Source organism: Arthrobacter sp. Y3225209, from assembly GCF_059090685.1.
Genome location: NZ_JBNHFW010000007.1, coordinates 37,979 through 50,273, shown reverse-complemented (window position 1 = coordinate 50,273; position 12,295 = coordinate 37,979). Strand labels below are relative to the sequence as shown.

The following is a 12,295-nucleotide window of genomic DNA, read 5'->3' as shown; positions in this document are numbered from 1 at the left end:
GATTCCCTTAGGGGGAGCAACCGGTACGAATCCTGTGCCGGGCACGCTGGTCCGGGCCGTTGCCGGCCGTAGCCGTCGGGCACTGCCGAGTCGGTTACACGACGGCAGGAAGCTCCACCGTGAAGCTGGTGCCGCTACCCAGGGTGCTCTGCACCCGGATGCTGCCGCCGTGCGCTTCCACAATGTCTTTGCTGATCGCCATGCCCAGTCCTACGCCGGGGATGCCGGCCTGCCGGACCGCGCCGGTGCGGAAGAACTTGGTAAAGACCTCTTCTACGTCCTCTGCGGTCATACCCATGCCGGTGTCCGCCACACGGAAGACCACGCGATGTGCTTCCTGCCAGGCGGTCACGGTAACAGTGCCGCCGTCGGGGGAGTATTTGATGGCATTGGACAGCAGGTTATCCAGTACCTGGGCAATGCGCTGCGGGTCCGCGACCAGCGGCAGTTCCGCGGGGGCCTCATCCAGTACTTCGACGCCGATCTCCCGCGCCCCGGCCTGAACTGCACCGACGCTGGTATGAATAAGGTCCGCCAGGCACGTGGGCTGCAGTTCCAGGGACAGCTTCCCTGACGCCGCGGTCAGAAGATCCGAGACAAGACGCAGAAGCCGCTCGCTGTTGCGCAGCGCAACCCGCAGGGACACCGGGATGCTGCCCTGCAACCGGGTGTCCTCGGCTTCGTCAAGCGCAAGTTCCAGGTAGCCCATGATGGATGTGAGCGGAGTACGCAGCTCGTGCGAGACGCTTGCCACGAAATCGTCCTTGGCAGCGAGGGCGTCAACCAGCGCCGTGACGTCGGAGAGGACGATCACCGCTCCGTTGAATCCGCCGTTGTTGTCCCGCATCACGGCCGCTGAGGTGTTCATGGCGATCTGGCCGCCGGGAGGCCCCAGCCACAGCTGGACATCACGGAAGTCGGAGCCCATTAGGGAACGGGCCACCGGGCGCTGTTCGGCGGGCAGGGGCGTGGAGCCGTCGAGGGTATAGAGGAGCAGATCGCGCTCGTGCGGGTTGGAGATTCCTTCCGGCAGAGCCTGTTGCTGCAGCAGCTGCTGGCGGCGGTTCATGTGCCGGGGTACACCGTGTTCATCCACCAGAAGGATGCCGACGTCGATGGCGTTCAACACGTCATCCAGCAGCTGTGATTTCCGCTTGCTTTCGGCGAGTGCCGCTTCGAGCAGGCGGTCTTTGTTCTCCAGGGTTTCACGCTGGGAGCGGATGTCCTCGCGCAGCACGGACACGGTCACCGCGACGCCGAGGCTGACCAGCGGAACCAGGAGCGGGGCGGTCAGGTTCCCACCGTTAACCTCATCGGTTCCAGTCAAAAGAAACGGGTGCCACACCGCGAGCAGAGGGCAGATAAAGCTCAGGTAGCGGGCGGTGACAGGAGAGACCCTGGACCAGGACAGCCAGAATACGGGGAAGACGTGGAGCAGGCTCAGCCCGGTAAGGATGCCGGCGCTGCCGTGATGAAGCTGGGCGATGGCAACGAAATCAAGCAACGGAATGATCCAGTAGGACGGGTACCAGACACGGTCCCACGGGATGGCGATACACGCGGCCGTCACCACGGCCAGGGTCACCAGTCCGGCAACAAACTCCGGGTTCTGGAACACTTCAGGCAACTGCCAGGCGGCAAGGGCGCAGATGAGCCCCACAACAATAACCAGGGGCGCCTGGCTAACCGCGGTGCGGTAGCGCAACGGCAGTTGGTGGAACTGGGAGCTGATGCCGAAAAACTTCAGCGTCGACTGCGATAACTTCGACATCCGTAACCCCCTGTAAGCACAACAGGGTCTAACGATACCGGGAGGAAGACACCCGGAATGACCGAGCGGTTTGGTGGCTTGCGAAGTGAGGGCGGCAGTTAGGCGGGGGAAAAAAGTCCGGGCTCACTGAGATACGCCATGGTTTCGATACCGCACGCATCAACGGCCACTACCATTTCCGTCAGACCGTTAAGGTCGCGGCGGGCCACGAGGTCCTGCGCGGCGGCGGCCAGTGCGGAGAGCCGTACCGCCCCGGCCATGTGGCTGGAAATCTTGATGCTGAGGACCACATCCATGGCAGCGTCAAAGTCGGGGCGCGCGACGGCCTGCTCCAGGCGGGTAAATCTGCTATCCCACATGGCCACAAAATTGGAGACAAACCGGCGGCAGGACTCGGCGCCAACCTGATCGCTCAGCCCGCGTAGCTTGTCCATGGAGATCAGCTGCGCCTCAAGGTGCTCCAGGGACGCCATTAGGGCGCGACCCTGCTGCTGGTGATCCGGGAACGGCGGACGGCAGCGACCAGCGTCTGCAGCGTTGCCGGTGCAGTGGCGGGCGGGCTCGGATGCCCGTCCGGTGGAGACTGCGGGGGAGGGGGAGACAAACAAAATATCCTTCGGAGGGTGGGGCCGCCGCGGGGCGCTAGGATCCTGGTCGGAGCCGGCCGGGTGCTCCCGGCCGATACCCCACGGTCTCACCCAAACCTCAGGAAAACTTGCCTGCAACGCTCAAGATCGAGGCAATATTGCAGTCCGCCGTGTTTGGGCTTCTCTCCGGCGCTGTGCAACGTATACGGCCAGAGCCCCAAGCGCAGCGCCCGCTGAATTGGCAAGGATGTCCTGGGCAGTGGCATAACGGGCCGGCAGAAGGAAATGCTGCACGGTTTCAATGGAACAGGAGGCAGCCACACCGGCGACGGCGGCCAACCAGGCGAAACGCCCGGGAAGGCGTGCGGCGGCGAACACGCCAAAGGGAACAAACAACACAACGTTCGCGGCAGACTCCACCAGCGGGTAGCCGACCCAGCCCGGGACGCCGGCGGAATGCAGGCCGGTGAGGAGGTGCTGGATCATGCCCGCAGATCCGGCGTCCACAGGCGAGGGCCAGAACACGATGAGGGTGAGTGCACCTGCATAGAACAGGAAAAGGAACGTCAGGCGTCTGCCCCGTCGCGGCTGCGGGATGGCCATGTTCACCGGTAGCGGCGTTCCCAGGCGAGCAGTTCATTCACTGCAGGGGTGAGCTGGCGGAGCATTTGCTGGTAGACAGCGTCGCTGCGGCGGTAGGGGTCCACCACATCATCTTCCTGCGGTCCGGCAGGATGGACGCTGCGCAGCATCAGCGCCCGGGCGAGGCCCTGCTGCCATCGCTCCTTGGACGGGGCGCCCGGGTCGGCGTCGACAAGCGGCAGCAGGCGGGCCAATTCTCGCAATGTAAAGGTACGGCGCAGCAGGCCGGGCGCCAGTTCCACAACGCTGCTCCGGTGACCCCGGGTCAAAGCAAGTACCAGGTCCTGTTCCGGGAGTATCGCCTCCGTGAGCTGCCGGGCGGTAAAACCGGTGGGATCTCCGCCGAAGATATTCACGAAACCTGCCACATGCGGTTCGATGTCCGCGCCCACGAGTGCGCCCGTGCCGGCGCTGGTGACCGAGAACTCGCCGGGGGCCATCTGGTCCAGCCCTGCCTGGAGCAGGCGTTCAGCGAGGGGGGAGCGGCAGATATTGCCGGTACAGACGGTCAGGATACGGAACGGTTCGGTGGTTGCTCTCATGTCACCAGGCTTCGGTTGGGGCCGGTTTTCCGGCTCTGGGGCAGCCGGTTTAGCTGGTGTTGAGGTTACCTTGTGTGGCGCTTGAGCTTTGCCGGAATGTTTCACGAACACTGTGTTTGGGCGGCGTTGTTTCTTGAGGGGAGGGCAGCAAAGTAATACCCAGCGGCAAGGAAAACCTTCCACCGCCGAAGTCTTTCGAACAAGGGGAACAACATGAACAAGATGGCCAAGGGTGCAATGGCAATCGGCGTCGGCGCGGCAATGCTGCTGGGCGGCGGCGGAACCCTCGCCCGCTGGAACGCGACAGAGGCTGCCAACGCCGGCACCATCGTCACCGGTAACCTGGACGTCACGGCGGCCAAGGGCGTGTGGACCAACACCAAGGGTGTGGTCATCGCGAACATCAACGATTACCGCGTGGTGCCGGGCGAGGCCCTTACCTTCACCCAGACGCTGGACGTGGACCTTCAGGGTGCCGAAATGAAGGCAACTCTCGGCCTGAACAAGCTGCCGGAAGGCACCTCGAGCAACATGTCGTTCTCCACGCCCACCCTGAAGCAGAAGGGCCAGCCGGTAAACCCGATGAGCCTGACCCAGGCCAACGACGGTGAAATGACGGCTTCCACGACCTTCACCTTCAAGGACACCGCCGCCGGTCAGCAGGACGTGAACACCCGGATCGACCTGGGCGACATCAACTACGTCCTGAACCAGGTCGCTAAGTAACCCTTCGCAGTTCCCCCTTGTTCCAACCCCGGTTGTGCGCGCCGCGCAACGCGACGCGCACAACCTGTTTCCTGGAGAAGAATCCGTGAAGAGCCTTCGAGCACTGAAAGCAGCCGGCCTGGTCCTGGCCGCCGTGGTGCTCGGGCTGATGACGGTCCAGGGAAGCTACGCACTGTGGAACGCCTCAGCACCGCAGAACGCCGGCACCGTCCAGACCGCCGACTTCAACGTCACGGTCAACGAAGCAAGCATGGCCCAGACGCCTTCGCTGGCCCTGAACCTTGAGGGCCTGACCCGCGGAACGGCTGTTTACACGTCCCTGCGGGTCACCAACGCCGTCAACGTCAGCCCCGGCTCACCGCTGGTACTGCAGCCGGCAGTCTCGGCTCCGGTCCCCAGCAGCACCTTGAACGGAAACCTGACGGTGACCACCGCCGTCGTACAGGGGAACTCAGCCTGCACTGCGGGCCTGGCATATCGGACCGGTACGCCGGCGCTTCCCGTGCTGGCAACAAAGGCCACCCAGACCATTTGCTTCAAGGTCGCACTGCATCAGAACACCCCGGCAAACCTTCTTGGCAAGCCGGTCAGCATCCCCGTGAACCTCAGCGTGGCGCAGCTCGCGCCGGCAGCTTAGTGATGGATAGGAAAACCATGTCGAGTGGCCGCAGGACAGCAGATAAGCCCGCCAGCCCGTTGAGCTTCATCGGAACCGGCCTGAGCTATATTGCCCTCTGCGCCACGGCGCTCATCGCCCTGGTCCTGGTAGTGGTTCCGCTGGCCACCGGTTCCCAGACCTACAGCGTCCTGACCAGCTCCATGGCACCGAAGTACGCTCCGGGTACGTTCCTGGTAGTAAAGCCCGTCCCGTTTGAGGAACTGCGTGTGGGCGACGTCATCACCTACCAGATTGAGTCCAACGACCCCGCCGTGATCACCCACCGGATCACTTCCATGGGGGCAACCCAGGATGGTACGCCCACGCTTATCACCAAGGGCGATAACAACGACATAACCGATCCCAAGCCGGTTCTTGAGGTACAGGTGCGCGGCAAGCTCTTCTATGCAGTGCCGTATGTAGGCTTTGCCGCCAATGCACTAGGCAACTCGGACCGCGGGGCAGCCATGCAGTGGGGTGCGGTAGCCCTGCTCGGTTACGGTGTGGTCACCATGGTCCGCGGAGCCCTGGCCAAGAAGCGCGGGGAAGGCGAAACCCCTCAGGATGGCACGGGAACGGATGAACCGGGCCTTGATTCCTCCGACGGTGGGGATTCCTCCGACGGTGGAGCCGGCGCTGCGTCCCGGTCAATGCCGGGCAGCGGAGCAACGGTTACGGACTCCTATGACCACCTGGAGACGGACGATCCGATCCTGGAAGAGTGCGATCACTGCACCCACGACGCCGCTCACCGCCACGGCAGTGCCACCCGGAAGCCTGTTGCCGTCTAATGACCTTCTCCAAGCCGTTGTGGCGCCGGCTGGTGCTCGGTGCGGTGACCGGAACTGCTGCCGCGGTCACCTTTGGTGGAATCCCCGCGGCATCGGCAGCGGAGAGCTACCTCAGTTTCAGCACCGACGGCACCAATTTCACCTCCACCCTGGCACGGCCCGTCTTTGATCAGAACCTGACCCTGGTTCCCGGAACATCCACGGCCGGAACCATCTGGGTGCGCAACGACGGCGATGACGCCGCCTACCTTTCCGCCGGTGCGGTAGCCACCCGGATGGACCCGCAGCTGGCGGGGATGCTCGGCGTCAGCGGATCGGCTCCTTCCCGAAACGGAAAGCCGGTTTATCTGGGCCCCGTCGGGGAATGTGCGGAGCTTTACCGCGGGTGGGAAATCCCCTCCGGGGATGCCGTGCGGGTAGCCCTCACCGCCGGACTCTCCCCGGACGCGCCAAACGAGGCCCGCAACCGCAGCGCCGGATTCAACGTTGTTTTCCATCTCCAGGCCATGGACGGCACCGGCACCGCCCCCGGGGCCTGCGACGCCCTGGACACTGATGCCGGGACCCCGGTTGCCCCGCCGGAAGATGAAAACGCCGGCAGCAGTACGGGTACGGACACCGGGGACGCGCAACCGTCCCGGTCCAACCAGCCGGCGGCCGGCCGGGCGCCGGAGGCTGCACTGGCCGGTTTTCCCGCCACCGGGATAGGACCTGGGCAGGCAGTGACATCGCCGGAGTTCAACAAGATTCTCTCGCCGATGGACTCGGGGCGCCCGGTGCAGGCGGTGCCTGCCGGTTTCCAGAGCACTGTTGAACCCATCATCCGTTCGCTCTCGGGTACTCTCCTGATAGTGATGTCGGTGGCGTTTTTCGCCGCCGCGGGGATCCGACTACGAAGCAGGGGCCAATGAGCAGGAAAACGCAGCAGGGGGCTGCGGAACACCCTGAAACCGGCGACGGCACGCGTCCGGGCGTGTTCGGCAGGCTCCGCAGGCAGCCGGGCTTCCGGACCGCCGTGATCGCGTTCATCGTCACGGTGGTCCTGGGATTGGGTGGCACTGCCGCCTACGCCTACTGGAGCGCCTCTACGGCAGCAACCATCACGGTGACGCCGAAGGCGAAACTGGGCACGCCGCCGGCGAAGTTCGACTGCTACGAGATGCTCACGCCGAACGAGATCCGCTGGCCTGTGGTAAGGGATGCCGACAAGGACGTGGTGTACCTGCTGACCTTTACGGTGGACGGCATCACGAAGTCCTATGCCCTCCCCAACAGTGACCGATACGTGCGGCATGGGGAGGTAGTGCTTCAGCCCTCGTCCATCAGCGCCCTGCAGGGTGCTTTCGGCCAGACCGCCCTGAAACGACGGACAATGACTGTCTCGCTGCGGACTGCAACCGTCAACCTGAACGTGGCTTCCCTGACGCCTTTTACTGAAGCGGACGTTGTGGAACAGAGCACACGGCAGGAAATGACTATGTTCTATGTGACCACCGGGTGGGCAAACTACCCCTGCCGCTAGCCGGCTTCGCCTTCCTGGTACACATCCGGAATGCCGTCCTTGTCATCATCGCGGCGCTCTTCGGCCTCGATGGCTCGGTAGCGGCGGTTCCGCACCGTGAGCAGGGCTGAGGCGATGAATGCCGCCAGCACGGAGGCCGCGAGGATACCCACCTTGGCGTCGTCGTTATGCGCTGAACCGACGGCGAAGCTGAGGTCATTGACCAGCAGGGAGACGGTGAAGCCGATGCCGGCCAGGATGCCGATGCCCAGCAGGTCAACCCAGCGCAGGTCCGGGTCCAGTTTGGCCTTGGTGCCGGCGGTGATGCCCCACGTGGTGAGCAGGATGCCGATTGGCTTGCCGAGCACGAGGGCAATGATGATGCCGATGGCTACCGGGTCGGCCAGTACGCGGCTGAGCCCGTCCCAGCCGCCAATAGCGACGCCGGCGGAGAAGAACGCGAAGATCGGCACCGCGATGCCGGTGGAGATGGGACGGAACCGGTGCTCGAAGATCTCCGAGAGCCCCGGTGCTTCCGGGTTGGCAGGCAGCTTCTGCCGGTCCGGTCCGCGGCGCAGTACGGGGACGGCGAAGCCCAGCAGCACACCGGCGACGGTGGCGTGGACACCGGATGCATGCATCAGCGCCCAGGTGGCCAGGGCCAGCGGCAGCAGGATGACCCAGGCGGGCCAGATACGGGTACCGAAGAACCGGGGTACGCGCTGGACCAGAACGGTGAACGCGGCCAGCGGCAGGAGCATCCAGAGCAGGTAAAGGGGCTGGACGTTGTCGGAGTAGAACAGGGCGATGATGGTGATGGCGATCAGGTCATCCACCACGGCCAGGGTCAGCAGGAAGATGCGCAGGGCACTGGGCAGATGGGAGCTGATAACCGCCAGCACGGCAAGGGCGAAGGCAATATCAGTGGCGGTGGGGATGGCCCAGCCCCGCAGGCCGTCGGAGCCGGCGATCAGGTTGACGGCCACGTAGATCAGGGCGGGAACAACAACTCCGCCGAACGCTGCGGCAATCGGCACGATCGCCCGGCGCATGTCCCTAAGGTCGCCGGCGACGAACTCCTTCTTCAGCTCCAGGCCCACCAGGAAGAAGAAGATGGCCAGCAATCCGTCCGCTGCCCAGGCGCCAATGCTCAGTTCCAGATGCCAGGGCTCGTAACCGATTTCGTAGTCGCGGAGAGCGAAGTAGGTGTCCGAGGCGGGGGAGTTGGCCCAGATCAGGGCGGCAACGGTCGCTATCAGGAGGAGGATGCCGCCAACGGTTTCCTTACGCAGGATTTCGCCGATGCGCAGGGTCTCGCCGTAGCTGGACCGGCCAAGGACGGTTCGCGGGCTCGGCGGCTTGGAGGGCAGGTTCTGGGGCTCAGTGGCCATTAATCAGGTTCCTTACGGATTCGGGTACGGCAAACAATTGCCGACCAGACTTCCCGGCGCACCGCAGACCAGTCTACCCGGTCTCACCGGGTATGTGTGACCGGAGGCTACCGGCCGGGCAGCAAAACGCCCCGGCAGGCATACCCGGCCGGGGCGTTGGATGTTGCTGTGGACTAGCCGACCAGGGCGCGGATACCAATCACGATGGTGGCCAGGCCAAAGACCATGGCGGTGCTGATCTTCATCAGGTTTACGGTCATGTATCGGGTGGCGGCACCGTTTTCATCGCGTGCCTTGGGGGACTTGAGGACGTCCTTCAGGAAGGCCGGCCAGACCAGGATGGACCACAGGCCGGCAATAATCAGGATGATTGCAAGGGGGGCGGGAAGGCTCATGGCGGCGGTTAGCCCTGCCGGCTTTCGATCCACTTGCCGGCCTGTCCGGCCTGGATGGTCAGCGCCTTGCCGATCATCGGTTCCGCAGCCTTGGCAATCTTGTCGCCGAGGAACGGGATGGAGGAGCCAACCTTGCCGTCTACATCCACGCGGGTGCCTTCGGCCACGGTGACCAGACGCTGTACCGCGTTGACCTTCAGGGGCACTCCGCCAACGGACAGCTCAACGGTTGCCTCGCGGGACCCGTCAGCAGCCGGTGCTGCCCATTCTTCCTTCTGGGTCACGGTGAGGGTGGCACCAACAAATTTCTTGGCGATGTCCGGGAGCCGGTCGGTGGGCATGGTGCGTACGGCGGTGAGCACAAATGCGCCGGCGGTGTTGCCTTCCACCAGGGCCGAGACCAGGGAGCCGCCCACGTGCTCGCTGATGCTGCGCAGGAACCCCTCGTCGGCAAACGTGTCCGTCACGGTGACGACGTCGTAGGGCAGGATGGTTGAAGCGTTCAGGGCCATGGGTCCTCCAGATGTGGGTGTGATGCCGGATGAATGCCGCAGGCGCTAGCCTGCCTACCGGCCAACCCTCATCCTAAACCGAGCACACAGCCGCCCATAAACAGGGAACCTAGCGGCCCAGGTTTACACATCCCGCAGCCTCACCCATTCCGTTGTTGCCGGTCACCTCGTAAATGAGGAGGGACTCACCGTCACCGTTGTCAGGCACCGTCCACGGCACGGTGCTGCTCACCGTGGCGTTGCCCGAGGGATCCGTGGTGAAGTCCAGGACGAGCCCGCCGCTGCCGGCATCCTGCGGGTCGACTTCCTCCTCCCCGGCGTCGGAGGCTGAAGCGCCACAGGCTTTCTGGTGCAGGCGGCCGGTGTAGCCGGTGTCCGGCTGGAAACCCTGTGCCTGCAGTTTCACCGTGGTGTCCGCTTCGGTTTCGGACACGGTGAGGATGGCCTCGGCATCGTCGGGGATTTGGGCGGTGTTGTAGGTGCTGGCGACGGCGCCGTCGCAGTAGCTGCCGAAGGTGCCCTCGATCAGGCCGTCCGGGCCCGGCGTCGCATCGCCCCCGCACCGGTCCGGGCTCACGGTTTCGCCGGGTATTCCGGCTGCCTGGCAATCCTGCTCGCCGGGACTGTTCGGAGACACGGTATCGCAGGAGGAAACGGCAGAGGGCGTTCCCGACGCCGGGCCGGTGGTGTTCTCCCCGCTACTGTCTCCGCTGCCGCCTGCGCACCCGGCGACGCCGAGCGCGAGTACCGCCCAGCCGGTGGCCCAAAGGGATGCTTTGCGTGCCATGGGGCAATCCTCCGTATCTCGACCAGTACGTGGCCCGTGCCATTTCAGGGTGGCAGGGCCCTGATCGAAAAACCAGATGTCCCGGCCCTCCGGGGTGCCCTGTGCCCCAGAGCGCCAAACCTGCCCACCCTAGGCGCCCGCAGGCCGGAAGGGTAGCGGACAGGGCAGTTTGTGCGTCAATAGCAGCCAACCCTGCGCAGACGTGCTTCCGCGCTTACCCAAGGCGATAGGAGTGCCGTAGTTTCGGCCTCACGGCGCCGACGGGGCACCGTATAAGCGCGGGGGATTCACTCTTAGGGGAGAAATGAACACGAGAAAAACACTGCGGACGACGGCGTTCGCGGCAGCTTTCCTGCTGGCGGCAGCGGGTGCGGCACCGGCGGTAGCCGGGGATAACCCCAGGGGCGGGGGCCCGGGCATGCAACAAGCCGGGGATGCTGCTGCTGGCAAGGGCAATCCCGGTAAGGCGAACCCCGGTAAGGGGAACCCGGGCAAGGGCAACCCCGGCAAAGGGAACCCGGGCAAGGGTCATGGGAAGCCCGACGCCAGTGAGAAGCTGCGGCAGAAGGTCACTGTGAAGAACGTGGTGCGCCACCTGGATGCCCTGCAGGCCGCGGCGGACGCCAACGGAGGCAACCGTGCCGCCGGGACGCCGGGTTATGAAGCCTCCGGCCGGTACATCGAGCAGCAGCTCCGCAAAGCCGGCTACAAGCCGGTGCGCCAGCCCTTCTCCTACGAGCAGTTTGAACTGGAGAGCGAGACGCTGGAACAGGTGAGCCCGAACGCCCGGACCTACACCGCCGGCACGGACTACTCCACCATGAGCTACTCCGGGCCGGGGAACGTCACCGCTCCGGTGACGGCCGTGGATGTGAACCTGACCGGTGACCGCGCCTCCACCAGCGGCTGTGAAGCGGCGGACTTCACCGGGTTCACGCCCGGCGACATTGCCCTCATGCAGCGCGGAATCTGCAGCTTCGAAATCAAGGTGCAGAACGCCGCCGCCGCCGGCGCCTCGGCGGCAGTGGTCTTCAACCAGGGCAACACCGTCCCCGGAGAGGACCGCACCGGGCTGCTCAACGGCACGGTGGGCACGCAGCTGTCGGCCATCCCCGCCGTCAGCGCCACCTTCGCTTTGGGTGAGGAACTGGCCGGAACGCCGGGAGCCGTGCTCCATCTGGACGTCGCATCAGGGGTGCGGGTCATCGAGTCCTTCAACATCCTGGCGGACACCCGCAGCGGCGATCCGGACCGGACCGTAGTAGTGGGCGCCCACCTGGATTCCGTCACCGAAGGGCCGGGCATCAATGACAACGGCACCGGCTCGGCAGCCACCCTGGAAACCGCCGTCCAGCTGGCCAAGACCAAGCCCGAACTGCAGAACCGGGTCCGGTTCGCCTTCTGGGGCGGGGAAGAGGACGGGCTGGTCGGCTCGGAATACTATGTCTCCCAGCTGGACGCGGCCGGCATTGCCGGCACCCTGCTGAACCTGAACTTCGACATGGTCGGCTCACCGAACTTCGGCCGCTTCATCTACGACGGCGACGGCAGCGCGTTCGGTACGAAGGGACCCGCGGGATCGGACGTGATCGAGGCGGTCTTCGAGGACTACTTCGCCTCGCAGAACCTCACCAGCGCCCCGACAGCGTTCAGCGGCCGGTCCGACTACGCCGGCTTCATTGCCAACCGCATCCCCGCCGGCGGACTGTTCACCGGTGCCGAAGGACTCAAGACCGCCGAGGAGGCAGCGCTCTTCGGCGGCACGGCAGGCGCCCCGTACGACGCCTGCTACCATGCCGAGTGTGATGACATCACCAACGTGAACCGCACCGTCCTGGACCAGATGTCCGACGCCGTGGCGCACGCCGTCGTGACCTTCGCCCTGACGGAGGAGGAGTTGCGCTCCGGGGCGCAGGCCCGGCAGCAGTCCGTCCCGGCGGAGAGCGACTACCGGGGGCATCAGCTGCTGAAATAGCGCCATCACATGCGCCG

Annotated in this window: 14 protein-coding genes; 6 read left to right on the top strand and 8 right to left on the bottom strand. The window is 64.9% G+C overall.

Annotated features, from left to right (window positions below):
* Window positions 1-94: 94 nt before the first annotated feature.
* The 4 genes from AC5RVB_RS06090 to AC5RVB_RS06075 form a co-directional block, all read right to left on the bottom strand.
* Window positions 95-1,771 carry a sensor histidine kinase gene (locus AC5RVB_RS06090; protein ID WP_494142218.1) on the bottom strand — a complete coding sequence of 559 codons (1,677 nt, stop codon included), beginning with the start codon at window positions 1,769-1,771 and terminating at the stop codon, window positions 95-97.
* Window positions 1,772-1,869: 98 nt separating this feature from the next.
* Window positions 1,870-2,244 carry an Hpt domain-containing protein gene (locus tag AC5RVB_RS06085; RefSeq protein WP_227904281.1) on the bottom strand — a complete coding sequence of 125 codons (375 nt, stop codon included), beginning with the start codon at window positions 2,242-2,244 and terminating at the stop codon, window positions 1,870-1,872.
* Between the two features lie 255 nt (window positions 2,245-2,499).
* On the bottom strand, window positions 2,500-2,961 hold the full coding sequence (locus tag AC5RVB_RS06080; protein ID WP_227904282.1) for a VanZ family protein: 462 nt from the start codon (window positions 2,959-2,961) through the stop codon (window positions 2,500-2,502).
* Window positions 2,962-2,963: 2 nt separating this feature from the next.
* Window positions 2,964-3,542 (bottom strand): arsenate reductase/protein-tyrosine-phosphatase family protein, encoded by a 579-nt coding sequence (locus tag AC5RVB_RS06075; protein ID WP_227904283.1) that lies wholly within the window; start codon window positions 3,540-3,542, stop codon window positions 2,964-2,966.
* A 213-nt stretch (window positions 3,543-3,755) separates the two neighbouring features.
* Between AC5RVB_RS06075 and AC5RVB_RS06070 the strand changes: the two genes are divergently transcribed.
* The 5 genes from AC5RVB_RS06070 to AC5RVB_RS06050 all read left to right on the top strand — a co-directional run bounded on the left by AC5RVB_RS06070 (window position 3,756) and on the right by AC5RVB_RS06050 (window position 7,239).
* A complete protein-coding gene (locus tag AC5RVB_RS06070; RefSeq protein WP_227928929.1) occupies window positions 3,756-4,268 on the top strand; it encodes an alternate-type signal peptide domain-containing protein in 513 nt (170 codons plus the stop codon).
* 85 nt (window positions 4,269-4,353) lie between these two features.
* Window positions 4,354-4,905 carry a hypothetical protein gene (locus AC5RVB_RS06065; protein WP_227904285.1) on the top strand — a complete coding sequence of 184 codons (552 nt, stop codon included), beginning with the start codon at window positions 4,354-4,356 and terminating at the stop codon, window positions 4,903-4,905.
* Window positions 4,906-4,922: 17 nt separating this feature from the next.
* Entirely contained in the window at window positions 4,923-5,717 is a 795-nt protein-coding gene (locus AC5RVB_RS06060) for a signal peptidase I (protein ID WP_494142217.1), read from the top strand.
* Complete coding sequence (locus AC5RVB_RS06055) at window positions 5,717-6,628, top strand: hypothetical protein (RefSeq protein WP_227928930.1); 912 nt, start codon at window positions 5,717-5,719, stop codon at window positions 6,626-6,628. Before AC5RVB_RS06060 ends, AC5RVB_RS06055 begins: the two co-directional genes overlap by 1 nt.
* Window positions 6,625-7,239, top strand: coding sequence for a hypothetical protein (locus AC5RVB_RS06050; protein ID WP_494142216.1), 615 nt, complete (start codon window positions 6,625-6,627; stop codon window positions 7,237-7,239). Before AC5RVB_RS06055 ends, AC5RVB_RS06050 begins: the two co-directional genes overlap by 4 nt.
* Here the strand turns inward: AC5RVB_RS06050 and nhaA are convergent.
* From nhaA to AC5RVB_RS06030, 4 genes are all read right to left on the bottom strand, one after another.
* Window positions 7,236-8,609: a Na+/H+ antiporter NhaA gene (gene nhaA, locus AC5RVB_RS06045; protein ID WP_494142215.1), complete on the bottom strand. Its 1,374-nt coding sequence runs from the start codon at window positions 8,607-8,609 to the stop codon at window positions 7,236-7,238. The two genes, AC5RVB_RS06050 and nhaA, sit on opposite strands and share 4 nt — an antisense overlap.
* Window positions 8,610-8,782: 173 nt before the next feature.
* Entirely contained in the window at window positions 8,783-9,004 is a 222-nt protein-coding gene (locus AC5RVB_RS06040; protein WP_227904289.1) for an SCO4848 family membrane protein, read from the bottom strand.
* Window positions 9,005-9,012: 8 nt separating this feature from the next.
* Window positions 9,013-9,516, bottom strand: a complete 504-nt coding sequence (locus AC5RVB_RS06035; RefSeq protein WP_227904290.1) for a DUF2505 domain-containing protein — start codon at window positions 9,514-9,516, stop codon at window positions 9,013-9,015.
* Window positions 9,517-9,625: 109 nt separating this feature from the next.
* A complete protein-coding gene (locus tag AC5RVB_RS06030) occupies window positions 9,626-10,303 on the bottom strand; it encodes a hypothetical protein (protein WP_227928931.1) in 678 nt (225 codons plus the stop codon).
* Between the two features lie 304 nt (window positions 10,304-10,607).
* Here AC5RVB_RS06030 and AC5RVB_RS06025 point away from each other — a divergent pair, with 304 nt between their 5' ends.
* Window positions 10,608-12,278 carry a M28 family metallopeptidase gene (locus AC5RVB_RS06025; protein ID WP_494142214.1) on the top strand — a complete coding sequence of 557 codons (1,671 nt, stop codon included), beginning with the start codon at window positions 10,608-10,610 and terminating at the stop codon, window positions 12,276-12,278.
* Window positions 12,279-12,295: the final 17 nt, after the last annotated feature.